Here is a 26,920-nt window from a genome sequence, read left to right on the forward strand (position 1 = left end):
AACTAGGCGCGCAGCTTGGCGAGCGCGGCGCTGGCGCTCTGGCCGAGCTGGACCAGGAAGTCGGTGGCCATTGCCGGGCTGAAGCGCTCGGCGTCGGGCGAACCGAGCACGAGCAGGCCGAAGGTCTGGCCGTTGCTGATCAGGGGCAGCAGCACGGTCGAGCGCACGCTGTCCGCGTCTTCCAGCCAGCGCACGGGCTCGAAATCCTTGTTCGGGCCGCAGTAGGGCGCGCGCAGGCTCGAGGCAAACAGGCGCGCATCGTCGGTCACGCCGGCGGCGAACGGCGCGTCCGCATGTTCCGGGGCGGCCTGCCACAGGCGCAGCGCGGCCTGGGGCACGCCGAAATGCTCGAGCAGGCCCTTGACCACGTCGTCGGCCATGGCGGCTCCGCCGCTCGACTTGAGCAGGGTGAGGTGCCAGGCGTGGAAGCGCTGCAGGAGGGCGGTATTTTCCGCAGCCACCCGCATCAGGTCGGCCATGCGCAGCTCGAGCGCGTTGTACTTGGCGCGCATGACTTCCATTTGCCGCTCCTGCAGCGACACCGCTCTCCCCGTCAACGGGCTCGACAGCTTGACCTCGCCCAGCAGGCCGGCATGTTCTTCGAAAAATTGCGGATTGTCCGCCAGGAATTGAGCAACGGCGGCGGAGTCGAGGGGGACGGTCATTGGCTTAGCTTGCAAGGAATGGAGTGAGCGCAATTCTACCCGAGAGGGGAGCGCGAGCGGATAGTAAAAGGGCGCCCGCGGGCGCCCTTTCGTGTTGCTGCCTTGCCGAACCCGGCTTAGAAGCGGTGACGCACGCCGATCTGGAATGCGCGGCCGTCTTCGCCTGGGGCGCGGGTGAAGCCGCCCGGCGAGCCCGAGATGCCTGGAGAGTACTGGGCCAGGTTGTCGTTCTTGATCTTGGAAGCGGCAATATAGACGTCGGTACGCTTCGACAGGAAGTGGTCGTAGGCCACGGCGATCATGTCGGCATCGCTGTTCGAAACCGTCCGGTCGTTCTGGTGCGCGTACGAGGTCATGATGCGGCCGCTGCCCAGCTTGTAGTGCAGGCCGACCTGGTAGCTGTTCGCATCCTGCAGCGTGTTGTTGCGCATGATGCCTTCGAAGGTACCGCGGGCGGCGGTACGGACCGGTGCCGGTGCGGCAGCCAGTGCCGGCGCGATGCGCGCATCCCATGCAGCCAGGTAATCGGCGATCAGGGCCGAGTTCTCGTTGCGCTGGCTGTGGAAGCCGGCGAAGAACTTGAACTGGTTCCAGGTGTACGAACCGCCGACGGTGGTGGTGCGCAGGCTTGGACGATCCTGCTGGTCGTAACCGTGGTTATAGCCGACGCCGATGTCGAAGCCGTTGGCTTTATAGGTGATCGCGCCTGCGCGGAACTTGTTGTAACGGCCGAGGTAGCCCGAACCGCGTGCGCCGTACATCAGCGAGCCGCCGATACCGGACGGGGTGGTGATGCGGTACTGGACGGCTTCCTGCGAACGGATGTCCGCGCCCAGTGCCGTGAAGCCGGCGGTGCCGCCGGTCACGTGGCCCCAGGTGCCGACCATGCCCGATTCGAACGCATCGGCAGCGGCGAACACTTCGTAGCCAGGGGTGTACATGCGGCCCAGCAGCACGGCGCCGACCGGGGTGATCAGGCCGACCATCGCGGTGCGGTCGAACAGTGCGCGTTCCTGGTTGACGGCTGGCGCGCCCGGCTGGTACAGCGCCGCGCGCAGACCCGGGGCAATCGCCGGGCTGAAGCGATCCAATGCATTCAGGCCGCGCTCGAGGTAGAGGCCGCGGTTGTCGTTGATCAGGGTTGGCTGCTGGGTGCCGGTGTCGAGTTCGACACGTGCTTCCAGATTGAAGATCGCCTTGAAACCGTTGCCGATGTCTTCGGTGCCCTTGAAGCCGATACGCGAACCGTCGGCGCCGCCGCTGACGATCTTGGTCGGGCCGCCCTTTTGCCACAGGACGCCGGCGTCGGCGATGCCGTAGATCTGGACACTGGTCTCGGCCGCAGCCGGGATTGCGAAGCACGCGCCGACCAGGCCGGCGATCAAACATTTGTTCATTGCATCTCCACTATTGTTAATCTTTCGGATGGGTAGTTCCGTTTTGCCAATATGCCATTGACGCAAAGCACTGTATACACGGCAAGACGTACTGCTAGGCCCGCGTTGCATAAAAACAACGCCATGGCGTTCAAAAGGGGCAGGCGCCGCGAACGGTGCCTGCCCCTTCTTGTTGTACTGCGGGCGTCTGCCCGCAACGGCTTAGAACGAGTGGTTCACGCCGAGGTCGTAGTAGTTGACGCTGTTTTGCGCTTTGCGGCGCGAGGCGTCGATGTACAGGTAGGTACGTTTCGACAGGCTGTACTCATAGCCCAGCGACATTTGCTTGGTCTTGACCTGGCCGTCCGGGTCTTTCTGACCGTAGCCGGCGAGCACCTTGCCAGGGCCCAGGGCATAGTTTGCGCCCAGCACCCATGCCTTGGTCTTCGGGTTCACGAGGACGGTGTTTTCCTGGTCCTGGCGGGTGGCGGTACCCATCAGCTTCAGGTCAGGGGTGACCATGAACGAGGCGCCGACCGACATGACCTTGGTTTCGACCGCGTTGCGCTCGTAGCCGAGCATCAGGGCAGCCGGACCGTTGTTGTAGGTTGCCGAGACCGAGAACGGGTTGGCCGTTGCCTCGGCGCCGATCGGGTACTGGGCAGGCGTGCCGACCGGGTTGCGACCCTGGACCGAGCCGCCATTGCCTTCTTTGGTGGCGATTGCCGCGTTCAGCTGGAAGCCGCTGACGACCGGGCTGTTGTACCAGAAGGCATTGGCCCAGCGGTTGTTGCCGGTGCCGGCAGGATCGAGCGGCTGCGCGTTGTAGCCGGCGACGGTCAGGTCGGTGTAGAAGCCGCCCTGGTTCGGCACGGCGTGCCATGGATCGAAGGCGCCGATGGTTTCCCAGTACGGGGTCAGGCCGCGGCCGATGCGGACCATACCGAAATCACCCTGCAGGCCGACGCGGCTCTGGCCCTGGAACAGCGGACGGTTGGTGCGCTCGAGGGTGCCGGTGTCCGGCTCGTAGCGGATTTCCAGGTGGAACAGAGCTTTCAGGCCATTGCCCAGGTCTTCGGTACCTTTGAAGCCCAGGGTATTGGCAGCACGCTTGCCAATGCTCAGGGTCTGGCCGCTTTGCTTCTGAATGCCTGCATCCACGGTGCCGTAGATCTGAACGGCGGTCTGTGCATGGGCGGCGCCGGCGAATGCGCCGAAAAGAGCGACTGCCATCAAAGATTTTTTCATTTATTTGTATCCTTAGAAGATGAATCGGAATCCAAAGAGCATTGAGACTTTATTTGCTGAACACTCGGATGAGTGAACCTTAATTGCTTAATGCGTCAAGATTGCCGGATTGGTTAATTATGATGGCGTGAGTTGGTCGAAAGCCAATTTAACCAATCGTGCTGTTGTATTTTTGAAACGCAGAGTTCGCTCTGTCGCACCATGGGAGGACGCCGACGGACAGCGCTCTGATGGGTTCCCCACTAATCGGGTGCGCTTGTTCGATATCAATCATCGGGCTGTTCGGGACATGAGGGGGCAAGGGCTGGCTTAGACTTTTCCTGAACCGATGGGTGTGGGCGCGACACGAGAACTTCTTGTATATTGGCAACCCTTCCACGGCGGCTGTCCTGTCGTGGCAAACCGCCGATCCGCCCACGCTACGCCTCCCACCAATTAACAAAAGACCCACCGATGGCAAATCGTGAAGAATTGGCGATCATTCGCGGCGCCCGCAATGGCCGTGCCGAGGCGCAAGTCGAGCTCGGCAAGCGCTACCTGTTCGGCAGCGCCGGACTGCCGCGCAGCCTGCCCACCGCGCTGCATTGGCTCGACCGCGCCGCGCGCCAGGGCTGTGCCGAATCGTGCGAATTGATCGGCAGTCATATCCCGTTCGACCTGGCCCGCACCCATGCGACGCCGCTGGCGCCGTGGTACGAGCGCGCCTACGACAACGGCAACCTGCGCGCCGGCCTGGTACTGGCCCAGTTGCTGTTCGAGGACGGCGGCGCCGACCCGGCTGCCGCGCAGGCCAAGGCCATGCACGCCCTGCAGGAGGCGGCAAGGGCCGGATTCACCGAGGCGCAGTGGCTGCTGGCAAGCCGGCCCGAGATCGCGGCCGCCCGGCAGGCCGCCGGCGCCGCGGCGCCGGCACGGGCCGCGGCCGGCGCCAGGGGGGCCGCAAGCGCGCCCGCCGGCACCGGCAGTACGGCAGGCCAGCCGATCGAACGCCGTGTCGCCGGTTCCGCCGCGGCGGCGCCGGCCGCGGGTGGCCAGCCCTGGCTGCGCCGCGCCGCCGACAATGGCCTGGCCGAGGCGCAGTTCGCCCTGCTCGAACAGAGCTGGGCGGCCGGCGCGTGGCGCGATTACCTCGAGCGCGCGCTGCCGCTGGCGCGCACCCTGGCGCAGGGCGCGGGCGGCAAGCGCGGGCAACGCCTGGCGCCGGGCGAGGTCAACTTGTTGTCGCGCACCGCGCGCCTGCTTGCCAGGGGAGAAGGAGCGGCATACGGCGTCAGCGGCGAGGAACTGCTCACCTTCTGGGAACTGGCCGGGAGCGAGCACGACCGGCACGCGCAACTGGCCATGGGGCTGTGGTATGCGCGCATGCAGGTCGACGGCACCCGCGTTACCGGCGGCAACGGCGCCGCCAATTTCAAGAAGGCGATCCGCTGGCTGCTGATGGCCGGCGAGCAGGGGCTGGCGGCGGCCTGGTATGCGCTGTCGCGCATCTACCTGAAACCCGAGTTCTCGCAACGCAACGTCGCCGATGCACAGCGCTACCTCGAGCGTGCGGCGGAGATGGGCTATGAGGCGGCCCAGCTCGAGTGCGGCAACAACGCCTGGCGTGCCCGCCGCGAAAACGAAAGCAACGATGTGCGGGCCGTGTTCTGGCTGCAGCAGGCCGCTGCCCAGGGCAATGCCGAGGCGCTGGCGGCCCTCCACAAGATCGCCCCGCGTCCGGCGGACGACGCCCACCTCGAAACCGGCGCGCTGCTGGCCTGCATGGGCGACCTGTCCCCGTATCCGTTGCTGGCGGCGCGCCTCGAGCTGGCCGCACTGTTCGGCCTGACGCGTGCCGAAACCCTGCTGCTCGATGTGCCGGCCGCCGACCAGGGCCATTGCCTGGTGATCGATATCCGCGCCAGCTACGGACGCAGCAAGCGCCGCCTGGTCATGGTCGATACGGCGCAGGAGCGCCAGGCGCTCGACCGTATCGTGCGCTTGTTCGACGGGATCGATTGCGGTCCAGGCGGGCCGGAAGGCAATTATCGCCAGCGCCTGTACCGCTTGCGCACGCTGATGGCCGCCGTGCACGCCGGCGCCGACGGAGCGGACGACACGCTGCAGGTGCCGCCCGGTCCGCAGCGCGCGGGCACGGCGTATGGGATTGCGGCCTGAAGGTAGAGGGCCGCAAGCGACTGGAAGCAGGGGCGGGCAGGGCGGACAGGGGCGGGCCCAACGCGCCGGCCACCGCGTGCATGACAAGACCGTCCGCACGACAGTCCGGATAACGACAGGCCGGATAACGACAATCCGTATAACGGTATTCCGTACTACGCCCCCAGGGCGCCGCGCGGGGATGCGCGCAGGCGCCAGGCAGGCGCTTGCCTATTACAGTTCGATCTCGCCCTCGAACACGGTCACGGCCGGGCCGCTCAGGTAGACCGGCTCTCCCTCGCCGGCCCAGGCGATCGACAATTCTCCGCCGCGCGCCGATACCCGGACCGGCGAATCGAGCAGGCCCCGGCGGATGCCGGCGACGACGGCCGCGCAGGCACCGGTGCCGCAAGCGAGGGTTTCTCCGGCCCCGCGTTCGTAGACCCGCAGCTTCACGTGATCGCGCCCCAGCACCTGCATGAAACCGGCGTTGACGCGGTTCGGGAAGCGCGGGTGCTGCTCGATCTGCGGCCCCATGTCGGCGACCGGCGCGTTGTCGGCATCGTCGACGACCTGCACGGCGTGCGGATTGCCCATCGATACCACGGATACATAAACGTTCACTTCCAGCACACCCTGGTGCAGCGCCAGCGGCCACAGGGTATCGCGCCCTTCGGCCAGGCCTTCCAGCCCGTCCGCGTCGAAGGGCACCGCGGCCGGCGCCAGGACGGGGGCGCCCATGTCGACGGTGACGCTGCCATCCGTTTCCAGACGTGGCGCGATGATGCCCGACATCGTCTGCACCCGGATGCTGCGCTCGCCGCTTAAACCCTTGTCGCTGACGAAGCGGGCAAACGCGCGGGCGCCGTTGCCGCACTGCTCGACTTCGCCGCCGTCGCTATTGAATATGCGGTAGCGGAAGTCGCAGCCGGGAACGGTCGGGCGCTCGACGACGAGGATCTGGTCGGCGCCGACACCGAAGCGGCGGTCGGCCAGGCGACGCCATTGTTCGGCGCTGAAATCGATGTGCTGGTTGATGGCGTCGAGCACGACGAAGTCGTTGCCGGCGCCCTGCATCTTGGTGAACGTGAGTTTCATCGGGGACTTGACCTGGTTAATCGTACAGCGACGGCTCGCCCGGCGGGCGGGTTTTAAAACGCTTGTGGGTCCAGAAGTATTCGGACGGTGCTTCGCGTACGCGCTCTTCGATGAAGGCATTCATGCGGCGCGTGGCGGCGATCATGTCATCGCCCGGATAGTTTTCCCAGGCCGGATAGAAGCGCACGCGCCAGCCCTGGTAATTCGGCATGAAGGTCGCCACCACCGGGATCACCTTGGCGCCGGTGGTGCCGGCAATCCGGCCGAGCGCGGTGAGCGTCGCGGCCGGGACGCCGAAGAAGGGCACGAACTCGGCATCCTTTTCACCGAAATCCATGTCCGGGAGCATGAAGTAGGGCAGGCCGTCGCGCAGCGCGCGCAGGATCGGCTTGATGCCTTCCTTGCGCGTCACCAGCCGTACCGGGCCATAGCGTTCGCGGCCATGGCGCAGCAGCTTGTCGAACGCGGCGTTCTTTTGCGGCACGTACATGCTGCACACCGGGATCACCCGGGCCGCCACGCCGGCCACGTCGAGGCACACGAAGTGCGGGCACAACAGGATCGTGGGACCGGCTTCCATCGCCGCCTGCGGCACCGCCGGCTCCACATGGATCAATTTGCGCACGCGCGCTTCCGGTGCCCACCACAGGATCGAGCGCTCGAAAATGCTGCGCGAATAGTTGCGGAAGTGCTGGCGCGCGATCGCCTGCCGCTCCTGCTCCGACAGCTCCGGCATGCACAGGCGCAAATTAGTGAGCGCAATATGGCGCCGCTTGCCCAGCACCAGGAACAGCAGGCTGCCGACGGCTTCGCCGAAACGCCCGAGCACGGGCAGTGGCAGCCAATGCAGCAGCCACAGGAACGCGATCATGACCCTCATGCCACGACCTCGGCTTCCGGCGCGGCGACCCCATCGGGTTTCTTGTAGCGGTTATAGCTCCAGAAATACTGGGCAGGGCAGCGCGCAATCAGCGCTTCCATTGCGCGGTTGATGCTGGCCGCCTGCTGGGCCGGCGTGCCCGACAAATCTTCCTCGAAGGGCACGAAGCGGACCGTGTAGCCGCGTCCCTGCGGCAGGCGCTCGGCATACACCAGCAGGATGTCGGCGCGCCCGAGCTGGGCCAGTTTCGCCGGCAGCGTCATCGTGTAGGCGCTGCGGCCGAAGAAGGGCGCCCAGACGCCTTCTCCTTCCTGCGGCACCTGGTCCGGCAGCAGGCCGATCGGCTGGCCGCTTTTCAGGGTCTTGGCGAGGATGCGCACGCCGGACAGGTTGGCCGGCGCCAGGTGCAGGTTGTGGCGCGCGCGCGCGCCTTCGACCAGCGGTTTCAGGGCGCTTTTGCGCGGCGGGCGGTACATCACGGTGAGCGCCGTGTGCAGCGCGATCTGCTGCGCGGTCATCTCGAAACAGCCCAGGTGCGGCGTCAGGAACACGATGCCGCGGCCGGCGTCGAGCACGCGCTGGACCACCTCCCAGTTCTCGACGCTGGCATGGCGCGCGACGCGCTCGGGCTTGCCGCACCAGACGAAAGCGAGCTCGACGATCGCCTTGCCGGCCTCGGCCACGGCGGCGCGGCGGTAACTGCTGAAGCCGGCCTGCGCCAGGTTGGCGTCGAGGCGGCGGCGGTAGGACGGGGAGGTCAGGTACACCAGCCAGCCCAGGGCAGCGCCCAGGCCGTGAAGCATGCGCAGTGGAAAAACGGACAAGACTCTAAATAAAATAACTAGCATTCGATTGATCAGGGTTGAGGAGGAAGCGGCCCCCTGCGCGAAAAATTTCTCAAAGACGCGTAAAATACCACTTTATGCAGGATCCGCCGAGTTAATAGACAACTTGCGAAGCGGAATATAAATGTCGCTAAAGCGTCGCAGGCACGGGTTGCTGCGGCAGTTTTTGAACAGTAACTGGAGCCTTCATGTCCAACGATTATCTCTTTACTTCCGAATCCGTCTCGGAAGGCCACCCCGACAAAGTCGCCGACCAGATCTCGGACGCGATCCTCGACGCCATCCTCGAACAGGACCCGCGCGCCCGCGTTGCCGCTGAAACGCTGTGCAACACCGGCCTGGTCGTCCTCGCCGGCGAAATCACCACCCACGCCAACGTCGATTATATCGGCGTGGCCCGCAACACCATCAAGCGCATCGGTTACGACAACACCGACTTCGGCATCGACTACAAGGGCTGCGCGGTCATGGTCTGCTACGACAAGCAGTCGCCCGACATCGCCCAGGGCGTCGACGAAGGCGCGGGTCTCGACCTCGACCAGGGCGCGGGCGACCAGGGCCTGATGTTCGGCTACGCCTGCGACGAGACTGCCGAGCTGATGCCGGCCGCCATCCACTACGCACACCGCCTGGTCGAGCGCCAGTCGCAACTGCGCAAGGACGGCCGCCTGCCATGGCTGCGTCCGGACGCGAAGAGCCAGGTCACGCTGCGCTATGTCGACGGCCGCCCGGTCGCGGTCGACACCGTCGTGCTCTCGACCCAGCACCATCCGGATGTCTCGCACTCGCAGATCGAGGAAGCGGTGATCGAGGAAATCATCAAGCCGATCCTGCCGCGCGAGTGGCTGCAGGGCACCAAATACCTGGTCAACCCGACCGGCCGCTTCGTCATCGGCGGGCCGCAGGGCGACTGCGGCCTGACCGGCCGCAAGATCATCGTCGACACCTACGGCGGCGCAGCCCCGCACGGCGGTGGCGCGTTCTCGGGCAAGGACCCGTCGAAGGTCGACCGCTCGGCTGCCTACGCCGCGCGCTATGTGGCGAAAAACGTCGTCGCCGCCGGCCTCGCGCGCCAGTGCCAGGTGCAGGTGAGCTACGCGATCGGCGTCGCACGCCCGATCAACATCACCGTCTACACCGAAGGCACCGGCGTCATCCCGGACGAGAAAATCGCCCAGCTCGTGATGGAACATTTTGATCTGCGCCCGAAGGGCATCGTGCAAATGCTCGACCTGCTGCGCCCGATCTACCAGAAGAGCGCCGCCTACGGCCACTTCGGCCGCGAAGAGCCCGAGTTCACCTGGGAGCGCACCGACAAGGCCGCGCTGCTGCGCGCCGAAGCAGGCCTGGCGTAATTGCAGTGAAACGGGCATCAGCTTGGAAGGCTGATGCCCGTTCGTAGGGTGGGCTCCGCCCACGCGGTACGGCGCGTGAACAGTCGGTGACGAATGGGCACGCGACGTTCGCGATCGGCGGACGATGTAGGCATGCGTCACAGACAGTTTTCGTAGGGTGGGCACTTGTGCCCACGCGGTCGTACCGATTGCGTGCCGCACATCGTCCACCGATCGCGTACCTTACGTGCCGATGTCATCGCCGCAACAGGGCAAGCGCCGTACCGCGTGGGCACAAGTGCCACCCTACGTCCTTGCTGCAACCGCACAAATTCCCTGCTACCCCGCCAGCCGGCCGAGACAGCCCGCTTGCAGTCGTGCTAAACTATCCCGTTCCGAGGAGCGTTGCGACGAAAAGATTCCTTTTCGCCAGGCTCGGATATCCATGCAACTGCGCTCACGTTACTTTTTTCAATTGAAAGGAGGGCGTGATGAGCGCCGTACTGAAAGACACCCAAGACTTCCTCGTTGCCGACATCTCCCTGGCCTCCTGGGGCGAGAAGGAAATCCGCATCGCCGAAACCGAGATGCCGGGCCTGATGGCAATCCGCGAAGAATACGCCGCAGCGCAGCCCCTGAAGGGCGCGCGCATTGCCGGCTCGCTGCACATGACCATCCAGACCGCCGTGCTGATCCGCACGCTGGAAGCCCTCGGCGCGCAGGTGCGCTGGGCCTCGTGCAACATCTATTCGACCCAGGACCATGCTGCCGCAGCGATTGCCGCAGTCGGCACCCCGGTGTTCGCCATCAAGGGCGAGACCCTGGACGAATACTGGGAATACACCCACCGCATCTTCGAGTGGCCGGGCGACAACCACGCGAATATGATCCTCGACGACGGCGGCGACGCCACGCTGCTGCTGCACCTGGGCAAGCGCGCCGAAACCGACATCTCGGTGCTGTCGAACCCGGGTTCGGAAGAAGAAATCTGCCTGTTCAACGCCATTAAAGGCCGCCTGGCCCGCGATCCGCAGTGGTACTCGAAGCGCCTGCCGGCCATCCTCGGCGTGACCGAAGAAACGACCACCGGCGTGCACCGCCTGTACCAGATGCACCAGGAAGGCAAGCTGGCCTTCCCGGCAATCAACGTCAACGATTCGGTGACGAAATCGAAGTTCGATAACCTGTACGGCTGCCGCGAGTCGCTGGTCGACGGCATCAAGCGCGCCACCGACGTCATGATCGCCGGCAAGATCGCCGTCATCGCCGGTTACGGTGACGTGGGTAAAGGCTCGGCCCAGGCCATGCGTGCCCTGTCGGCGCAAGTGTGGGTCACCGAAATCGATCCGATCTGCGCGCTGCAGGCGGCGATGGAGGGGTATCGCGTCGTGACGATGGATTACGCGGCCGAGCACGGCGACATTTTCGTGACCTGCACCGGCAACTATCACATCCTGACCGAACAGCACATGCTGCGCATGAAGGACCAGGCGATCGTCTGCAACATCGGCCACTTCGACAACGAAATCGATGTCGCCTCGCTCAAGAAATACGAGTGGGAAAACATCAAGCCGCAGGTCGACCACGTCATCTTCCCGGACGGCAAGCGCATCATCCTGCTGGCCGAAGGCCGCCTGGTGAACCTGGGCTGCGGCACGGGCCACCCGTCCTACGTGATGAGCTCGTCGTTCGCGAACCAGACCATCGCCCAGATCGAACTGTTCGCCAACACGGCCAACTACCCGGTCGGCGTCTACACGCTGCCGAAGCACCTCGACGAGAAGGTCGCGCGCCTGCAGCTGAAAAAGCTCAACGCCCAGCTGACCGAACTGACCGACGAGCAGGCGGCCTATATTTCGGTGAAGAAGGAAGGCCCTTACAAGCCTGACCACTACCGTTATTGATCGGCGCTCGCTGCGACCTTTCATGGCGAGCTTTAACTGAGCAATAACGATGTAGTTGCCTGTGGACGCCCCGCGTCCACAGGCTCCCAACAACAAGAAACGCACCCCGAAAGCTGAACATGCGCCTGCTCCTGACCTGGCTGATCAACGCTGCGGCGTTGATGGCCCTGCCTTACCTGATGCACTCCGTCTCCGTCACCAGTATCGGCACCGCCCTGATCGCGGCCCTCGTGCTGGGCCTGGTCAATACCCTGATCCGGCCCCTGCTGGTATTGCTGACCTTGCCCGTCACCGTGTTGTCGATGGGTCTGTTTATCCTGGTCATCAATGCCTTCCTGTTCTGGCTGGTGGCGACCATGATCGAGGGCTTTCAGGTGGCAGGATTCTGGTCGGCCTTCCTGGCGGCGATTTTGTACAGCATCATTTCGTGGGCGCTTTCAACCTTGCTCCTGAAAAATGATGGAAACTCCTAATTTCAGCATCGAGTTTTTCCCGCCCAAGACGCCCGAGGGCGCGGACAAGCTGCGCATCACCCGCCAGAAACTCGCCGAACTGAATCCGAAGTATTTTTCGGTGACCTTCGGCGCAGGCGGCTCCACCCAGCAGGGCACGCTCGACACGGTGCTCGACATCATGGCCGACGGCCACCTGGCCGCTCCCCACCTGTCGTGCATCGGCGCCACACGCGGCTCGATCCGCGCGCTCCTGCAGCAGTTCCAGGCGCACGGCATCCGCCGCCTGGTGGCGCTGCGCGGCGACCTGCCGAGCGGCTACGGCGGCGCCGGCGAGCTGCGTTACGCGAATGAGCTGGTCGAGTTCATCCGGGCCGAGACCGGCGACTGGTTCCATATCGAAGTGGCGGCCTATCCGGAGATGCACCCGCAGGCGAGGTCGCCGCAGGACGACCTGCTGAACTTCGAGCGCAAGGTCAAGGCCGGCGCCAACGCCGCGATTACCCAGTATTTCTACAATGCCGACGCCTATTTCCAGTTCGTCGACAACGCGCGGAAACTGGGCATCGAGGTGCCGATCGTGGCCGGCATCATGCCGATCACGAACTACACCCAGCTAATGCGGTTTTCCGACATGTGCGGCGCCGAGATCCCGCGCTGGGTGCGCCTCAAACTGGCCAGCTTCGGCGACGACAGCGCTTCGATCAAGGCCTTCGGGCTCGATGTGGTGAGCGCGCTGTGCGAACGCCTGCTGGCGGGCGGCGCTCCGGGCCTGCACTTCTACAGCATGAACCAGGCCGTCGCGACAACGGCGATCTGGCAGCGCCTGACGGGCAAATAAGAACCTGCCTTAAAAGGCACGCCCGCATCAAGACCCATCCCGGCAACGCGCGAGCGTGTGCCGGGATTTTTTCATTGCGCCGCCGGGGCGGCCGCGCTCACTCCACGGCCGTCTCTTCGGTCACGATGAGATCGAGCGGCAGGTCGTGCAGATCGGCCTCGAATTCGGCGATCTGGCACGCGTAGGCGATGCCCAGCGTGGCCGGCTTGACGCCGCCGGCCAGCGTGCGGTCATAAAAGCCGCCGCCATAGCCGAGCCGGTAGCCGTGCTCGTTAAAGCCCAGGCAAGGCACCAGCAGCGCCGGCGGACGCGCGACCGTGCGCAGCCGCGCAGGCACTGCGATCCCCATCGGGTCGACCGCCATCGGCTCGCCCGGCAGCCAGGCCGCAAACGCGAGTGGCGCATGCCGTTCTACCACCACCGGCAGCGCCAGCGCCGCGCCCTCGAGGGCCAGCGCACGGTAGGCGTCCTGCAGGTCGGGCTCGCCGCTCAAGGGCCAATACACGGCCAGCAGGGGAGGGCGGGTGCGGCGCCACCAGGCCAGTACCTGGGCGCCGATGCGGCGGTCGCGCTCCGGCTTGGCGGCGTCGTCGAGGCTGGCGCGTTGCGCCTTCAGGCGCTTGCGCAACGCGGCCTTGGGCGACGCGCCGGGCTGCGGCTGGGGAGCCGCTGGCGGCAGCGTGCCCGAACTACTCTGTTGCGTTTCCACATCGCCCGTCGCTGGTCCCTGCGCGTCCTTGCCGCATGCCGCGCTCCCCTGTGCGATGCTGGACATCGCTGCATCGCCAGCCGGTGCCGCGCCTGCGTGCGCGGCCTGCTGCGCCGCCAAGCCGGAGTCCTCTTGTGGCGGCACAACTGATGCGCATGGTATTCTTGATTTGCCGGTCATGGTTCGAGTGAAGGGTTGAATAGCTGTGTTGTTGCATTCATGGAAATTGATAGCCGGCGCGGTCCTCGCCCTTGCCGGCAGCGCCGTCCTGGCCCAGGCACCGCCAACCGTGGCGCCGGTGCCGGGTGCTGCGACGGTCCCCGCCGCGCCGGGCGCGGCGCCGTCGAACGACGCTGCGCGGGCCCAGGACGAAACCTTCCTGCTGCTGCGCGAAGCGGCTCGCCAGAACGACGCCGCGCGCGCCAATGCGCTCGCATCGCGCCTGCCCAACTACGTCCTGCCTGCCTACGTCGACTATTATCGTCTCAAACCGCGCCTGCGCGAGACACCGTACGACGAAATCCGCGGCGTGCTGCGGCGCCACGAGGGCAGTGCCGTCACCGAACGCCTGCGCACCGAATGGCTGCTCGAACTGGGCCGCCAGCGCGACTGGGTCAATTTCGAGCGCGAGCTGGCGGCGGCAAGCCGCAGCGACGACCTCCAGTTGCGCTGCTATGCGCTGTTGATGCGCGCCGGGCGCGGCGAGCGCGTGGTGGCCGAAGCCAGGCCCTTGCTGACCAATCCCCCGGCCTACGGCGAAGCCTGCGCGGCCTTGATGGCACAACTGGCCCAGTCGAACCAGCTCGGGCAGGATGAATTGCTGGTGCAACTGCGCCTGGCCGGCGAGATGGGCGCCACCGGACCGTCGCGCCGCATTGCCCAGTTGCTGGGTGCCTCCGACACGCGCGCGGCGCAGGCGGTCGACGCACCGGCCGTGGCGATGGCGCGCGGCCTCGGCGACTCGCGCGCCGACCGCGAAATCTACCTGGTGGCCCTGGGCCGCATGGCGCGCACCAGCCTGAAACTGGCCACCATCGCGCTCAACAAGAACAGCGACAAGCTCACGCCCGAGGAACGCGCGATCGGCTGGAGCAACGTGGCCCTGGCCGCCTCGATCGCGCTGGCCCCCGAAGCCCACGATTACTGGAAGCGCGCCGAAGGCGCGCCGCTGACCAACTTCCAGCGCGAATGGAAAACCCGGATGGCGCTGCGCCGCGCCGACTGGCGCACGGTCGCCGCCACCATCGAGGCTATGCCGTCTCCGCTGCGCGACGAATCGGGCTGGGTCTACTGGCTGGGCCGGGCCCACGCGGCGCAAGGCCGGCAGGCCGAGGCCGAGGCGCTGTTCCGCCGCGTCGCCACCCAGAACCATTTTTATGGGCAGCTGGCGATGGAGGAACTGGGCGAACTGGTGACCATCCCGCCGAGCGCGGCACCGCCCCTGCCTGCCGAAATCGATGCGGTGGCGTCGCTGCCGGCGATGCGCCAGGCCATGAAATTCTACGCCCTGGGCCTGCGCGCGGAGGGCAACCGCGAATGGAGCTGGGCGCTGCGCTCGCTCTCGGAGCGGCAGCTGCTGGCCGCCGCCGAATACGCGCGCCGTAACGACCTGCTCGACCGCATGGTCGAAACCTCGCTGCGCACCCGTACCGAGTTCGACTACAACCAGCGCTTCCCGGCGCCGCACAACGACATCCTGCAGCCGACCGCCAGGAACCTCTCGCTCGACACGGCCTGGGTGTATGGCCTGATCCGCCAGGAATCGCGCTTCATCAGCGATGCCCGCTCCGGTGTCGGCGCCTCCGGCCTGATGCAGGTGATGCCGGCCACCGGAAAATGGGTGGCGGCCAAGATCGGCCTGACCGATTTCGTGCACGACATGCTGAGCGACCTGCGCACCAACATCACGCTGGGGACCAACTACATGAACATGGTGCTCGAAAATAACGGCGGCTCGCAGGTACTGGCCACCGCAGCCTACAATGCGGGACCGGCGCGCTCGCGCACCTGGCGCGGCGTGCTCGAGACCCCGATGGAAGGCGCGGTGTTCGTCGAGTCGATCCCGTTTTCGGAGACCCGAACCTACGTGCGCAACGTGATGTCCAACGCCACGAACTACGCGGCCCTGTTCGAACGGCGCCCGCAGTCGCTCAAGGCGCGCCTCGGCACCATCACGCCGCGCACCACCGGCTCCGGCCTGCCGTAGGAGGCGTGCGGACCCGATGCCCGGCCGGGCGGCCTGCGCAGCCGCCCCTGCACCACAACCCTTAACTTGGCGAGGACGTATGCGTGACCCTTCGGTAGTGGTGTTTGGCGGTTCCGGTTTCATCGGCAGCCATCTGGTGGCCTTGCTGTCGCAAGAAGGCATCCCGATCCTGGTGCCGACCCGCCACGCGGACCGCGCGCGCCATCTCACCACGCTGCCCGGGGTGGACGTGGTCGAGGCCAACATCCACGACGGCACCGCCTTGCGCGCGCTGCTGGCCGGGCGCACGGCGGCGATCAACCTGGTCGGCATCTTGCACGGCGGCCGCGCCCGGCCTTACGGCGCCGAGTTCCGGCGCGCCCACGTCGACCTGCCGCGCCGCATCGTCGACGCCTGCGCCGCCGTCGGCGTGCCGCGCTACCTGCACATGAGCGCGCTCGGCGCGAATGCGCGCGGCCCCTCGATGTACGCCCGTTCGAAGGGCGACGGCGAACTGGCCGCGCGCAGCCAGCCGGACGTGGCGGCCACGATCTTCCGCCCCTCGGTCGTGTTCGGGCCGGGCGACCATTTTTTGACCATGTTCGCCAAACTGCAGCGCCACCTGCCGGTGGTGCCGCTGGCGGGCGCCTCGGCCCGCTTCCAGCCGGTGTACGTGGGCGATGTCGCGAGCGCCTATCTAGCGGCCCTGCGCGACCCCCATACCGGCGGCCAGCTGGTCCAGCTGGGCGGGCCGCAGGTCTACACGCTGGCCGAGCTGGTGCGCCTGGCCGGGCGCTATGCGGGCTGCGAGCGGCGCGTGGTGGCGCTGCCGGACGCCCTGGCGCGGCTGCAGGCGCGCGTGTTCGAGCTGTTGCCGGGCGAGCCCATCCTCTCGCGCGACAACCTCGACTCGATGAAGGTGGATAATGTGCTCGATCCGGCCGCGCCGGGCTTGACAGCGCAGGCGCTGGGAATCAAGCTCACTGCGCTCGAAGCGGTGGCGCCGCACTACCTGGCGCCGGACGCCGATCCACTCGACCGCTGGCGCACCCACGCCGGCCGCTGAGAGCGCCTGAACTAGCCCTCATGGCGGCGTTGCCTCGTCTCGCCGTACTGGCGTACTGTCTTCGACGAGGCGCCGCGCTCCGAGTGCCCCGCACTCAGAGCCCCTGACGGCTATTTCAGGCGCTCTCTTGCACAGCAAAGCCGCGCCCAACCATTGACCAGGAAAGACATGCAGACCACGGAACTCGACCCGGCCCTCTCGAACGCACTGAACCAGGCGCGCGAACCCGGCCTCACCCTCGTCATCGGCAACAAGAACATCTCGTCCTGGTCGATGCGGCCCTGGGTGGCGGCGGTCGCCTTCAACATCCCCTTCACCGAAGTGCGCCTGCTGCTCGACCAGCCCGACACGGCGGCGAAAATCGCCCGCTATTCGCACGCCGGCCGGGTGCCGGTACTGCTGGCCGGCGAAATGACGATCTGGGACAGCCTCGCCATCTGCGAATACCTGGCCGAGCAATTCCCCGACAAGCACATGTGGCCGCAGGACGTGGCGGCGCGCGCGCTGGCGCGTTCGGTGGTGGCCGAGATGCATTCCGGTTTCGCCTCGCTGCGCAACGACATGTCGATGAACATCCAGGCGCGCCTGCCGGGACGCGGCCGCACGCCGGGCGCCCAGGCCGACATCGGCCGCATCTGCGAGATCTGGGAAGAATGCCTGTCGCGCTACGGCCACCGCGGTTTCCTGTTCGGGGACTTTTCGATCGCCGACGCCTTCTACGCCCCGGTGGTGATGCGTTTTAATACCTATGGCGTGACGCTGGCGCCGGCGCTGCAGGCGTACTGCGAGCGCATGCTGGCGCACCCGGCGGTGGCGCGCTGGGTCGCCGAGGCGATGCAGGAGACCGACGCCACCCCGCTGCACGACGCCGACCTGCCCCGTGAATGAGCCGAACATGAGCCTGGCATGACGATGCACACCTATATCGTCGGCGGCGCCGTGCGCGATGCGCTGCTCGGGCTGCCGGTGCAGGACCGCGACCACGTCGTCGTCGGCGCCACCCCCGACGCGATGCTGGCGGCCGGCTTCCGCCCGGTGGGCAAGGATTTCCCGGTATTCCTGCACCCCGACACCCACGAGGAATACGCGCTGGCGCGCACCGAGCGCAAGACCGCGCCCGGCTACCACGGCTTCGTGTTCCACACCTCTCCCGACGTGACCCTGGAGGAGGACCTGGTCAGGCGCGATCTCACCATCAACGCGATGGCGCAGGCCGAGGACGGGACCATCGTCGATCCCTATGGCGGACGGCGCGACCTCGAGGCGCGCCTGTTCCGCCATGTGTCCGACGCGTTTGCAGAAGACCCGGTGCGGATCCTGCGCGTGGCCCGCTTCGCCGCGCGCTTCCCGGATTTCCGCGTGGCCGACGAAACGCTCGCGCTGATGCAAAAAATGGTCGCCGACGGCGAAGTCGATGCGCTGGTGCCCGAGCGCGTCTGGCAGGAACTGGCGCGCGGCCTGATGGAGCAGCGTCCGTCGCGCATGCTGGCCGTGCTGCGCGACTGCGGCGCGCTGGCGCGCATCCTGCCCGAGCTCGACGCGCTGTGGGGCGTGCCGCAACCGCCGCTGCACCATCCGGAAGTGGACACCGGCGTCCACACAATGCTGGTGATCGACCTTGCCGCCGAGCGCCAGCACACGCTGGCCGTGCGCTTCGCCGCCCTCATGCACGACCTCGGCAAGGGCAGCACGCCGCCCGGCCAATGGCCGGCCCACCACGGCCACGAAGGCATGGGCACGCAACTCATTGCCGCTGCCTGCAAGCGCCTGAAGGTGCCGAACGACTGCCGCGACCTGGCCCTGATGACGGCGCGCGAGCATGGCAACGTCAGCCGCGCCCAGGAGCTGCGCGCGAATACCGTCGTCACCCTGTTCGAGCGCTGCGACGCCTTCCGCAAGCCGGAGCGCTTCGCCGACATGCTGCTGGCAAGCGCATGCGACGCCGGCGGGCGCGGCCACGAGACCCACGAGATGCGCACGCGTCCCTATCCGCAAGGGCCCTACCTGCTGGGCGCGCTCGACGCCGCGCGCGCGGTCAACGCGGGAGAGGTCGCCGCCCGCCATGCCGAGCAGCGCGACAAGATCGCCGAAGCGGTGCACCGCGAGCGCGTCAGCGCCGTGTCGCGCTGGATCGACGGCGCGCGCCGCGCCATGGCCGGGCCGTAGGGTGGCCGGCTATACCCGGAACCGCGGCATGAACGTGGCTTGTGCGCCTGCTTCGCGTTCCGCGGGCATGTAGCCCGCGTCACCCCACGCGTTCAACCGCAATTTGAAATCTCGCGACGGATCGCCTGCTGCTTGAACGCGTGGGCGGCGCAAACGCCGCAGGTACGCCAGCCGCAAGGTATAGCCGCCCACCCTACGGTGATGCGTCGCCCCGGCAAGCGCCTATGCATGGTGGCTGGACCGCTGCCGCGCTTGTTCGTATAGTCGAGTAATTTACACAGGCGGGAGCAGCCGATGTACGCAATCGACGTCAAGGCGGGGTGGCGCACCGTCCCCTTCGGCATCGCCGGCCTCACGCTGGCCTTCGTGCTCGCCTCGACCATTGCGCGCGCCGCCGCCATGTTCGGCCCGGCCAGCTGGCGCGCGCTGTTCATGGTCACCTGCATCGCGATGGCGGCCTTGCCCTGGGTGGTATTGAGCCGCATGGGACGGCGCCAGGTCGGCCTGCAGCGCCCGCGCCACCTGGCCTGGCTGCCCTGGTCCCTGATACTGGGCGCGCTGGCGGCCGGCGCCAGCTTCTGGCTCGGCCTCGCCCTGTATGGTGCCGGTCCCGATCACTGGTTCGTCAGCGTCGCGCGCAACTACCGCGGCATGCCCACCGCGGGCTGGAGCCTGGTCCAGCTGCACCTCGCCTTCACCATCGTCGCCTGCCTGTTCAGCCCGATCGGCGAAGAGATCTTCTTCCGTGGCTTCCTGCAGAAAGTCCTCGAAGACCGCCATGGCCGCAGCCGCGCCACGTTCATGGAAGCGTCCCTGTTCGCGCTGGTGCACCTGTGCCACCACGGCATCCTGGTCAGCGCGGCAGGCGTCGCGCTGCAGCCCGTCTCGGGCGCGCTGTGGGTGGCGCAGATGTTCCTGCTCTCTCTGCTGTTCGCCTGGCTGCGCCGGCGCAGCGATTCGATCCTGCCGGCCATCCTTGCCCATGCCGCCTTCAACGCGGCGATGAATCACGCGATCTTCACGCGCCTCTGGACCTGATTGTTACCTCAATTGTTACAAGACGTAGCACGTGCGCGAGCAACGGGGCGGTTTTGCTATGCTCTGTGAATGACCAGAATGATGCGACAGACGGATAAATTGTTTGCGGCCTTGATGCGCCGCCTCGAGACAATGCATCCGAGGCGGCGCCTGCGCTACGCCGCCGTCGCGGCACTGGCCCTGGTGGGCCTGCTGGCCTTCCTCTACACCCGCACCACCGGCGTCGACGTCGATACCCGCAACCGCGTCATGTTCGACCTGCAGGAGCTGCGCCAGCTCGACGCCGAATGGGACGCCGACCTGCTGCGCGCCCACATCGGCAGGAGCGAGGCGGACGCCCGCCTGGCGACGACGCTCCCCCGGATTAACGAATTGCTGGCCAGCATAGGCGAGGCGCTGCCGCCGCAGCATGGGCGCGGCGCCCGCGGCGAGCACGCGGCGCTGGTCGAGTCGATGCGCGCCAAGGCCGCGCTGGTGGCCCGCTTCCGCACCCTCAACCCGCCGCTGCGCTCGGCCCTGCTGTCGCTGCCGCCCGCCCTGGCCGACCTCAAGACCGAACTGGGCGGCATCGAAGGCGCGCTCGCGCCGGGCCAGGTGGTGGTGCAGCTCGATGCGCTGCTCAACGACCTGCTGGCCGATACCCTGCGCTACAACCTGATGCCAGCACCGGCGCTGGCCAGCCGCATCGAAGGCAACCTGAAACAGGTCGAAGGGCAGAAAGAGCGTTTTTCGCTGGCTGTGGGCGAACAGATCGACGCCATCGCGCGCGACACGCGCACCATCCTGGCCAACCGTCCGCCCGAGAACGAGGTCGAGGCGCGCATCGCCGCGCTCGGGACCGGCGAAGCGATGGCGCGCCTCTCGCGCGAACTGGACCGGGCGTTCCAGGCCGAGGTGCTCGAGCGCCAGCGCTACCGCGGCTTCCTGTTCGCCTATTCGATCCTGCTGCTGGCGCTGCTGGCCTATGCCGGCTGGCGCCTGCGCCGCAGCTACCGCATCATCAACGACGTCAACCACCGGCTGCAGGCCGCCAACGACACCCTCGAACAGCGCGTGGCCGAGCGCACCGCCGAACTCGAGGCGCAGTCGGCCAAGCTGGCGCGCCTGGCCCAGCACGACAGCCTGACGGGCCTGGTCAACTACGGCCAGTTGACGCGCCTGCTGGAGCTGGCGCTGGTGCGCGCGGCGCGCCGCGACAGCGTGGTGGTCGCCATGTTTATCGACCTCGACGGTTTCAAGGCCGTCAACGACACCTGGGGCCATGCCACCGGCGACCTGGTGCTGCAGCTGGTCGCCAAGCGCGTCCAGAAGGTGCTGCGCGCCGAAGACGTGCTGGCGCGCCTGGGCGGCGACGAATTCGTCGTCATGCTGGAGGGCGTCGGCTCGCCGGAGGGCGCGCTGCGCATCGCGCGCCTGGTGCTCGACCAGATCGAAGGCATCACCGAGGCCGACGGCAATCCGGTGGCGATTTCGGCCAGCATCGGCATTGCCGCCGGGCGCGGCCGTGCCGCCGCCGACGCCGGCGCGGCGGCCCTGTTGCACGACGCCGACCAGGTCATGTACGCGGCCAAGCAGGCCGGCAAGGGCACCTTCGTCATCAGCCCGCAGGCGCAGTGGAAGGCCGAGCCGCCGCCTGCCGCCGGCTGATCCGCTTGGGCGGCGCGCGGCAAGCTGGTCCCCGTTGCGCTACAATAAGTCCGATGGTGCAGTGCACAAAACGGAAGCAATGAATGGCTGACAACCCGCCTGACAAGCCGCGCAACAAGCCGCGTAGCAACGCGATCATGAACTGGTTCGCCAGCCTGGCCGGCACGGCCGAGCGCCCGGCGGTGCTGGTCAAGGCCCTCGGCAAGCGCGACCGCCGCCGCATGCTGCGCCACTTCCTGGCGCTCGACGATGCCGACCGCCTGCTGCGCTTCGGCACCGTGCTGCCGGACGAGCAGATCCACGCCTATGTGGCGAAGATCGATTTTTCGCGCGACATCGTGTTCGGAGTGATGAGCCGGGTGTTCCAGCTGGTGGGCGTTGGCCACCTGGCCTTCGCGCCAAGCGAGCCGGGCCGCGCCGCGAGCGGCAAGCAGCGCGTGGCCGAGTTCGGCGTGTCGGTATCGAAATCGGCGCGCGGGCAGGGCGTCGGCTCGCGCCTGTTCGAGCGCGCCGCCATCCACTGCCGCAATTCCGACATCGACACCCTGTACATGCAATGCCTGTCGACCAACCGCACCATGATGCATATCGCCAAAAAGGCGGGCATGCAGATCAAGCGCGAGTATGGCGAAGCCGACGCTTATTTGCACCTGCCGCCGCCCAGCCCCGGCAGCGTGATGCGCGAGGCGGTGGAAGAGCAGTTCGCCCTGATCGATTACACGGTCAAAGCGAATGCGCGCGCCGCCGTCAAATGGTTCTTGCCGAAGAAACGGACGTAGGGTGGGCGGCTGCACCCGGGACGGTGCGTTTCGATGGCGTGTACGCCGCCCACGCGTTCAACCGGCTTCGGCAAGCTCGCGTCGTTTGATCCGGCCGTTGAACGCGTGGGCGGCACCGGCGGTGCGTGCATGCCAATTGCCGGGTGGAGCCGCCCACCCTACCGCGCCTGCGCCTCCCCGATCGGCAGCGCCGTCGTCTCTTTAATTCTCTGCAGCGCAAAGCTCGACTTCACGTCCAGCACCGACGGATGGCGCAACAAGGTCGCCATCATGAAGCGCGAGAAGTGGTCCATGTCTTCGACGTGCACGCGCAGCAGGAAATCCATCTCTCCCGTCATCGCATAGCAGGCCACCACTTCCGGCCAGGCCGCCACCGCCTGCGCGAATTCGAAACGGGGCGAGGTGGCCGGCACGCGCGAATTGGCCGGGCCTTCGCTGTGTTTTTCCAGGCGCACATTCACATATGCCAATAAGCCGAGACCGATCTTGTCCGGGTCGACCAGCGCCACGTACTGGCGGATCACGCCGGCTTCCTCGAGGCGCTTGATGCGGCGCAGGCAGGGCGAGGGCGACAGGTTGACCCGCTCGGCGACGTCCTGGTTCGACAGGCGGCCGTCGGCCTGCAGGATCTCGAGGATCTTGCGGTCGGTTTTATCCAATTCGATCTTTGACATAAATTTCCCTTCGGCTGAGCAGAACCGCAATTTTATTGCGCAATTGACCTGAAGGGGGGAATTGATTGGTATTTAATGCCGGGGGCAGACGACTATACTGACGCAGATTACGGAGGAGACATCTCCGTCGCGGCGCAACCAATAAAAACAAGGGCGCCGCACCCTGAAGGACGCAAGCATGCGCGGCATTCCGCCTGTCCCCGAAACCGTGGGGATCATGTCTTGTGCCCGGCATAAACACAACGGAGACACACCCCATGAACGCACCCCTCGACCGCTCCCAGCTGCAGCCATCCCAGCCAGAGCACGAGATCACGCTCGACGACAAATGGACCCTGGAGCGCGGCCGCGCCTTCATGACCGGCACCCAGGCGCTGATCCGCCTGCCGATGCTGCAGCGCGAACGCGACGTCAAGGCCGGCCTGAACACGGCCGGCTACATCACCGGCTACCGCGGCTCGCCCGTCACCGCCGTCGACCAGACCGCGATGAAGGCGAAGAAGCACCTCGAGGCCCACCACGTCAAATTCCATCCGGGCATGAACGAGGACCTGGCGGCGACCGCTGTCTGGGGCACCCAGCAAACCAACCTGTACAAGGACGCGAACTACGACGGCGTGTTTGCCATGTGGTACGGCAAGGGCCCGGGCGTGGACCGCTGCGGCGACGTTTTTAAACACGGCAATAACGCAGGCTCCGCGCAACACGGCGGCGTGCTGGTGCTGGCCGGCGACGATCACGCCGCCAAATCCTCGTCCACCGCGCACCAGTCCGACCACATCCTGACCCACTGCGGCATCCCGGTGCTGTATCCGTCGTCGGTGCAGGAATACATCGATTTCGGCCTGCACGCCTGGGCCATGAGCCGCTACACGGGCCTGTGGGTGTCGATGAAATGCGTGACCGACATCATCGAGTCGGGCGCCGTGGTCGACCTCGACCCGGACCGCGTGCAGATCGTCACGCCGACCGACTTCGAACTGCCCGAGGGCGGCCTGAACATCCGCTGGCCGGACGCCGTGCTGGATCAGGAAGTGCGGATGAGCAACTACAAGTGGTACGCGGCGCTGGCTTATGCCCGTGCGAACAAGCTCAATAAAATCATCTGGGACAGCCCGGCGCCGAAAATCGGCATCATCACGGCCGGCAAAAGCTATGTCGACACGCGCCAGGCGCTGGCCGACCTCGGCATCGACGAGCAGGCGGCGCGCGACATCGGCCTGCGCCTGTACAAGGTCGGCATGACCTGGCCGCTCGAGTCCGAAGGCGTGCACGAGTTCGCGCGCGGCCTGGACGAAATCCTGGTCGTCGAAGAAAAGCGCCAGGTGATGGAATACGCGCTGAAGGAAGAGCTGTATAACCTGCCCGACGGCGAGCGTCCGCGCGTGGTCGGTAAATTCGACGACACCGGCGAATGGCACAACAAGAACCGCACCGGCCACGGCGACTGGCTGCTGCCGGCGACCTACGAGCTGAACCCCGCGCAGATCGCGCGCGCCATCGCCAGCCGTATTTCGCACTACTGCGCCGGCCACCCGGTCGAGCAGCGCGTGAAGGAACGCATTGCCTTCCTCGAGGCGAAAGAGCTGGTCCTGAAAAACATCCCGGCCAAGCCGAACCCGGACACCGACCGCATCCCGTATTTCTGCTCGGGCTGCCCGCACAACAGCTCGACCAAGGTGCCGGAAGGCTCGCGCGCCATGGCCGGCATCGGCTGCCACTACATGGTGCTGTGGATGGACCGCGAAACCTCGACCTTTACGCACATGGGCGCCGAGGGCACGACCTGGATCGGCCAGTCGCCGTTCACCAGCGAAAAGCACGTGTTCGTGAACCTGGGCGACGGCACCTATTTCCACTCGGGCATCCTGGCGATCCGCGCCGCCGTGGCCGCCAAGGTGAACATCACCTATAAAATCCTGTACAACGACGCAGTCGCGATGACCGGCGGCCAGAACGTCGACGGTCCGCTCGACCCGGGCATGATCACGCGCCAGATCGCCGCCGAGGGAGTAAAACCGATCATCGTCGTCACCGACGAGCCGGAAAAATACCCGAGCGACTACGCCTGGGCCGAAGGCGTCACGGTACGCCACCGTTCCGAACTGATGGACGTGCAAAAGGAACTGCGCGAGATGCCGGGCGTCTCCGCCGTCATCTACGACCAGACCTGTGCCTCGGAAAAGCGCCGTCGCCGCAAGAAGGGCGAATTCCCCGACCCGGCCAAGCGCGCCGTCATCAACGAAGCCGTCTGCGAAGGCTGCGGCGACTGCTCGGTGCAGTCGAACTGCCTGTCGGTCGAGCCGCTGGAAACGGAACTGGGCCGCAAGCGCCAGATCAACCAGTCGTCCTGCAACAAGGATTTCAGTTGCGTCTCCGGCTTCTGCCCGAGTTTCGTCACCGTCGAAGGCGGCGGGCTCAAAAAGCCGAAGAAGGCGGCCGCCACCGACAACGCACCGCCCGTGCTGCCGGCCCCGCGCATCCCGCAGGTCGATGCACCGTTCGGCATCCTGGTGGCCGGCGTCGGCGGCACCGGCGTCGTGACCGTCGGCCAGATCCTGGCGATGGCGGCCCACGTCGAGGGCAAAGGCGCGATCGTGCTCGACCAGAGCGGCCTGGCCCAGAAGGGGGGGCCGGTGATGTCGCACGTGCGCCTGGCGCAGCACCAGTCCGACCTGCACTCGACCCGCGTCGGCACCGGCAGCGCCGACCTGGTCATCGGCTGCGACCAGATCGTCACCGCCAGCCGCGACGCCTTGAGCCGCATGGGAGAAGGCCGTACCTGGGCCGCCGTCAATTCGAGCGGCTCCACCACGGCGGCTTTTGTGAAGAACCCGGACTGGCAGTTCCCGGCCGAAGGCTCGAAGGGCGCGATCGAACTGGCCTGCGGCGCCGGCAATGTCGATTTCGTCGACGCCGGCCAGATGGCCACCGCCCTGATGGGCGACGCGATCGCGACCAACATGTTCATGCTCGGCTACGCCTTCCAGAAGGGCCACGTGCCGCTGCAGGAAAGCTCGCTGATGCGCGCGATCGAACTCAATGGCGTGTCGGTGCCCTTCAACAAGGCCGCCTTCAATTGGGGCCGCAGCGCCGCGCACGACCTGGCATCGGTGAAAAAAGTCACGACCCCGGCCAAGGTGGTCGAGTTCAAGCGCACGCAAACGCTCGACGAAGTCGTGAACCGCCGCATCGAACTCTTGACCGCTTACCAGAACGCCGCCTACGCCGCGCAGTACAAGGCCTTCGTCGACCAGGTGCGCGCCGAAGAAGCCAAGCTCGGCAAGGGAACCCGCCTGAGCGAGGCGGTGGCCCGTTACTTCTACAAGCTGATGGCCTACAAGGACGAGTACGAAGTGGCGCGCCTGCATACCGATCCGGCCTTCAAGGAAAAGATCGCGAACATGTTCGAAGGCGACATCACCATCAAGTACCACCTGGCGCCGCCGCTGCTGGCCAAGCACGACAAGGAAGGGCGCGCGATCAAGCAGGAATACGGTGCGTGGATGCTGAAAGCCTTCGGCGTGCTGGCGAAGCTGAAGGGCCTGCGCGGCACCCCGTTCGATGTGTTCGGTTACTCGGCCGAGCGCAAGACCGAGCGCGCCCTGATTGGCGAGTACCGGGCCACGGTGGCCGCGCTGCTGCCCAAGCTCAGCAGCGAGAACCTGGCGCAGGTGGTGGCGATTGCCAGCATTCCGGAAGACATCCGCGGCTACGGCCACGTGAAGGAGCGCCACCTGAAGGCAGCGAAAGCCAAGGAAGCCCAGCTCCTGGCGGCCTTCCACAACCCGCAAGGCATGACGCACGCCGCCTGATTATTCACGGTGCATAAAACCAAGCGCCAGGCCCGGTTCCCAGCCGGTCCTGGCGCTTATTG

General features: G+C 66.5%; 21 protein-coding genes and 1 riboswitch. Of the genes, 13 read left to right on the plus strand and 8 right to left on the minus strand.

Annotated features, from left to right (window positions below; all coding sequences use genetic code 11):
- Positions 1–2: 2 nt before the first annotated feature.
- The 3 genes from ACFPAH_RS02525 to ACFPAH_RS02535 form a co-directional block, all read right to left on the minus strand.
- Positions 3–665 (minus strand): DUF484 family protein, encoded by a 663-nt coding sequence (locus tag ACFPAH_RS02525; protein ID WP_379740136.1) that lies wholly within the window; start codon positions 663–665, stop codon positions 3–5.
- Between the two features lie 116 nt (positions 666–781).
- The gene (locus ACFPAH_RS02530) at positions 782–2,062 is read right to left on the minus strand and encodes a porin (RefSeq protein ID WP_379740139.1); all 1,281 of its coding nucleotides are present in this window, start codon (positions 2,060–2,062) and stop codon (positions 782–784) included.
- Between the two features lie 201 nt (positions 2,063–2,263).
- A complete protein-coding gene (locus ACFPAH_RS02535; RefSeq protein ID WP_379740142.1) occupies positions 2,264–3,289 on the minus strand; it encodes a porin in 1,026 nt (341 codons plus the stop codon).
- Positions 3,290–3,742: 453 nt separating this feature from the next.
- Between ACFPAH_RS02535 and ACFPAH_RS02540 the strand changes: the two genes are divergently transcribed.
- The gene (locus ACFPAH_RS02540; protein ID WP_379740145.1) at positions 3,743–5,446 is read left to right on the plus strand and encodes a tetratricopeptide repeat protein; all 1,704 of its coding nucleotides are present in this window, start codon (positions 3,743–3,745) and stop codon (positions 5,444–5,446) included.
- Positions 5,447–5,659: 213 nt separating this feature from the next.
- Here the strand turns inward: ACFPAH_RS02540 and dapF are convergent, their stop codons facing one another.
- Genes dapF through ACFPAH_RS02555 form a run of 3 tightly spaced genes read right to left on the minus strand, consistent with a single transcriptional unit; the run spans position 5,660 to position 8,251 of the window.
- A complete protein-coding gene (gene dapF / locus ACFPAH_RS02545) occupies positions 5,660–6,523 on the minus strand; it encodes a diaminopimelate epimerase (RefSeq protein WP_379740148.1) in 864 nt (287 codons plus the stop codon).
- 16 nt (positions 6,524–6,539) lie between these two features.
- Positions 6,540–7,403, minus strand: coding sequence for a lipid A biosynthesis acyltransferase (locus ACFPAH_RS02550; RefSeq protein WP_379740151.1), 864 nt, complete (start codon positions 7,401–7,403; stop codon positions 6,540–6,542).
- Positions 7,400–8,251, minus strand: a complete 852-nt coding sequence (locus ACFPAH_RS02555; RefSeq protein WP_379740154.1) for a lysophospholipid acyltransferase family protein — start codon at positions 8,249–8,251, stop codon at positions 7,400–7,402. Before ACFPAH_RS02555 ends, ACFPAH_RS02550 begins: the two co-directional genes overlap by 4 nt.
- Positions 8,252–8,436: 185 nt before the next feature.
- Between ACFPAH_RS02555 and metK the strand changes: the two genes are divergently transcribed.
- The 4 genes from metK to metF all read left to right on the plus strand — a co-directional run bounded on the left by metK (position 8,437) and on the right by metF (position 12,779).
- Entirely contained in the window at positions 8,437–9,603 is a 1,167-nt protein-coding gene (gene metK / locus ACFPAH_RS02560) for a methionine adenosyltransferase (RefSeq protein ID WP_379740157.1), read from the plus strand.
- A 370-nt stretch (positions 9,604–9,973) separates the two neighbouring features.
- A riboswitch (S-adenosyl-L-homocysteine riboswitch) is annotated at positions 9,974–10,048 on the plus strand.
- A 25-nt stretch (positions 10,049–10,073) separates the two neighbouring features.
- Entirely contained in the window at positions 10,074–11,486 is a 1,413-nt protein-coding gene (ahcY, locus tag ACFPAH_RS02565) for an adenosylhomocysteinase (protein WP_379740160.1), read from the plus strand.
- Positions 11,487–11,605: 119 nt separating this feature from the next.
- A complete protein-coding gene (locus ACFPAH_RS02570; RefSeq protein ID WP_379740163.1) occupies positions 11,606–11,959 on the plus strand; it encodes a phage holin family protein in 354 nt (117 codons plus the stop codon).
- On the plus strand, positions 11,946–12,779 hold the full coding sequence (gene metF, locus ACFPAH_RS02575; protein ID WP_379740240.1) for a methylenetetrahydrofolate reductase [NAD(P)H]: 834 nt from the start codon (positions 11,946–11,948) through the stop codon (positions 12,777–12,779). The genes ACFPAH_RS02570 and metF overlap by 14 nt, the downstream gene beginning before the upstream one ends.
- A gap of 97 nt (positions 12,780–12,876) precedes the next feature.
- Here the strand turns inward: metF and ACFPAH_RS02580 are convergent, their stop codons facing one another.
- The gene (locus ACFPAH_RS02580) at positions 12,877–13,554 is read right to left on the minus strand and encodes a 5-formyltetrahydrofolate cyclo-ligase (protein ID WP_379740166.1); all 678 of its coding nucleotides are present in this window, start codon (positions 13,552–13,554) and stop codon (positions 12,877–12,879) included.
- A 142-nt stretch (positions 13,555–13,696) separates the two neighbouring features.
- Between ACFPAH_RS02580 and ACFPAH_RS02585 the strand changes: the two genes are divergently transcribed.
- The 7 genes from ACFPAH_RS02585 to ACFPAH_RS02615 all read left to right on the plus strand — a co-directional run bounded on the left by ACFPAH_RS02585 (position 13,697) and on the right by ACFPAH_RS02615 (position 22,369).
- The gene (locus tag ACFPAH_RS02585) at positions 13,697–15,694 is read left to right on the plus strand and encodes a lytic transglycosylase domain-containing protein (RefSeq protein WP_379740170.1); all 1,998 of its coding nucleotides are present in this window, start codon (positions 13,697–13,699) and stop codon (positions 15,692–15,694) included.
- Between the two features lie 79 nt (positions 15,695–15,773).
- On the plus strand, positions 15,774–16,739 hold the full coding sequence (locus ACFPAH_RS02590) for a complex I NDUFA9 subunit family protein (protein ID WP_379740173.1): 966 nt from the start codon (positions 15,774–15,776) through the stop codon (positions 16,737–16,739).
- 168 nt (positions 16,740–16,907) lie between these two features.
- A complete protein-coding gene (locus ACFPAH_RS02595) occupies positions 16,908–17,627 on the plus strand; it encodes a glutathione S-transferase family protein (RefSeq protein WP_379740175.1) in 720 nt (239 codons plus the stop codon).
- A gap of 24 nt (positions 17,628–17,651) precedes the next feature.
- Entirely contained in the window at positions 17,652–18,905 is a 1,254-nt protein-coding gene (locus tag ACFPAH_RS02600; protein ID WP_379740244.1) for a multifunctional CCA addition/repair protein, read from the plus strand.
- A 294-nt stretch (positions 18,906–19,199) separates the two neighbouring features.
- A complete protein-coding gene (locus ACFPAH_RS02605) occupies positions 19,200–19,943 on the plus strand; it encodes a CPBP family intramembrane glutamic endopeptidase (RefSeq protein ID WP_379740177.1) in 744 nt (247 codons plus the stop codon).
- A 78-nt stretch (positions 19,944–20,021) separates the two neighbouring features.
- Complete coding sequence (locus ACFPAH_RS02610; protein ID WP_379740179.1) at positions 20,022–21,590, plus strand: DAHL domain-containing protein; 1,569 nt, start codon at positions 20,022–20,024, stop codon at positions 21,588–21,590.
- Positions 21,591–21,727: 137 nt separating this feature from the next.
- On the plus strand, positions 21,728–22,369 hold the full coding sequence (locus ACFPAH_RS02615) for a GNAT family N-acetyltransferase (RefSeq protein ID WP_379740247.1): 642 nt from the start codon (positions 21,728–21,730) through the stop codon (positions 22,367–22,369).
- Positions 22,370–22,527: 158 nt separating this feature from the next.
- On the opposite strand, the gene ACFPAH_RS02620 is transcribed toward ACFPAH_RS02615, so the two are convergent.
- Complete coding sequence (locus ACFPAH_RS02620) at positions 22,528–23,043, minus strand: Lrp/AsnC family transcriptional regulator (RefSeq protein ID WP_379740181.1); 516 nt, start codon at positions 23,041–23,043, stop codon at positions 22,528–22,530.
- A 257-nt stretch (positions 23,044–23,300) separates the two neighbouring features.
- On the opposite strand from ACFPAH_RS02620, the gene ACFPAH_RS02625 reads away from it, so the two are divergent.
- A complete protein-coding gene (locus tag ACFPAH_RS02625; RefSeq protein WP_379740183.1) occupies positions 23,301–26,858 on the plus strand; it encodes an indolepyruvate ferredoxin oxidoreductase family protein in 3,558 nt (1,185 codons plus the stop codon).
- Positions 26,859–26,920 lie beyond the last annotated feature (62 nt).

Origin of the sequence: Massilia sp. GCM10023247, assembly GCF_042653325.1 — a bacterium.
Taxonomy (GTDB): Bacteria; Pseudomonadota; Gammaproteobacteria; order Burkholderiales; family Burkholderiaceae_D; genus Telluria.

What these genes read in the sequence shown, in the direction of transcription:
- ACFPAH_RS02550 (WP_379740151.1), bottom strand. Translation starts at nt 7,403, where the DNA reads ATGAGGGTCATGATCGCGTTCCTGTGGCTGCTGCATTGGCTGCCACTG.
- ACFPAH_RS02540 (WP_379740145.1), top strand. Translation starts at nt 3,743, where the DNA reads ATGGCAAATCGTGAAGAATTGGCGATCATTCGCGGCGCCCGCAATGGC.
- ACFPAH_RS02570 (WP_379740163.1), top strand. Translation starts at nt 11,606, where the DNA reads ATGCGCCTGCTCCTGACCTGGCTGATCAACGCTGCGGCGTTGATGGCC.
- ACFPAH_RS02525 (WP_379740136.1), bottom strand. Translation starts at nt 665, where the DNA reads ATGACCGTCCCCCTCGACTCCGCCGCCGTTGCTCAATTCCTGGCGGAC.
- ACFPAH_RS02590 (WP_379740173.1), top strand. Translation starts at nt 15,774, where the DNA reads ATGCGTGACCCTTCGGTAGTGGTGTTTGGCGGTTCCGGTTTCATCGGC.
- metF (WP_379740240.1), top strand. Translation starts at nt 11,946, where the DNA reads ATGGAAACTCCTAATTTCAGCATCGAGTTTTTCCCGCCCAAGACGCCC.
- ACFPAH_RS02600 (WP_379740244.1), top strand. Translation starts at nt 17,652, where the DNA reads ATGCACACCTATATCGTCGGCGGCGCCGTGCGCGATGCGCTGCTCGGG.
- ACFPAH_RS02530 (WP_379740139.1), bottom strand. Translation starts at nt 2,062, where the DNA reads ATGAACAAATGTTTGATCGCCGGCCTGGTCGGCGCGTGCTTCGCAATC.
- ACFPAH_RS02625 (WP_379740183.1), top strand. Translation starts at nt 23,301, where the DNA reads ATGAACGCACCCCTCGACCGCTCCCAGCTGCAGCCATCCCAGCCAGAG.
- ACFPAH_RS02605 (WP_379740177.1), top strand. Translation starts at nt 19,200, where the DNA reads ATGTACGCAATCGACGTCAAGGCGGGGTGGCGCACCGTCCCCTTCGGC.
- ahcY (WP_379740160.1), top strand. Translation starts at nt 10,074, where the DNA reads ATGAGCGCCGTACTGAAAGACACCCAAGACTTCCTCGTTGCCGACATC.
- ACFPAH_RS02580 (WP_379740166.1), bottom strand. Translation starts at nt 13,554, where the DNA reads ATGTCCAGCATCGCACAGGGGAGCGCGGCATGCGGCAAGGACGCGCAG.
- dapF (WP_379740148.1), bottom strand. Translation starts at nt 6,523, where the DNA reads ATGAAACTCACGTTCACCAAGATGCAGGGCGCCGGCAACGACTTCGTC.
- ACFPAH_RS02535 (WP_379740142.1), bottom strand. Translation starts at nt 3,289, where the DNA reads ATGAAAAAATCTTTGATGGCAGTCGCTCTTTTCGGCGCATTCGCCGGC.
- ACFPAH_RS02615 (WP_379740247.1), top strand. Translation starts at nt 21,728, where the DNA reads ATGAACTGGTTCGCCAGCCTGGCCGGCACGGCCGAGCGCCCGGCGGTG.
- ACFPAH_RS02620 (WP_379740181.1), bottom strand. Translation starts at nt 23,043, where the DNA reads ATGTCAAAGATCGAATTGGATAAAACCGACCGCAAGATCCTCGAGATC.
- ACFPAH_RS02595 (WP_379740175.1), top strand. Translation starts at nt 16,908, where the DNA reads ATGCAGACCACGGAACTCGACCCGGCCCTCTCGAACGCACTGAACCAG.
- ACFPAH_RS02555 (WP_379740154.1), bottom strand. Translation starts at nt 8,251, where the DNA reads ATGCTAGTTATTTTATTTAGAGTCTTGTCCGTTTTTCCACTGCGCATG.
- ACFPAH_RS02610 (WP_379740179.1), top strand. Translation starts at nt 20,022, where the DNA reads ATGATGCGACAGACGGATAAATTGTTTGCGGCCTTGATGCGCCGCCTC.
- metK (WP_379740157.1), top strand. Translation starts at nt 8,437, where the DNA reads ATGTCCAACGATTATCTCTTTACTTCCGAATCCGTCTCGGAAGGCCAC.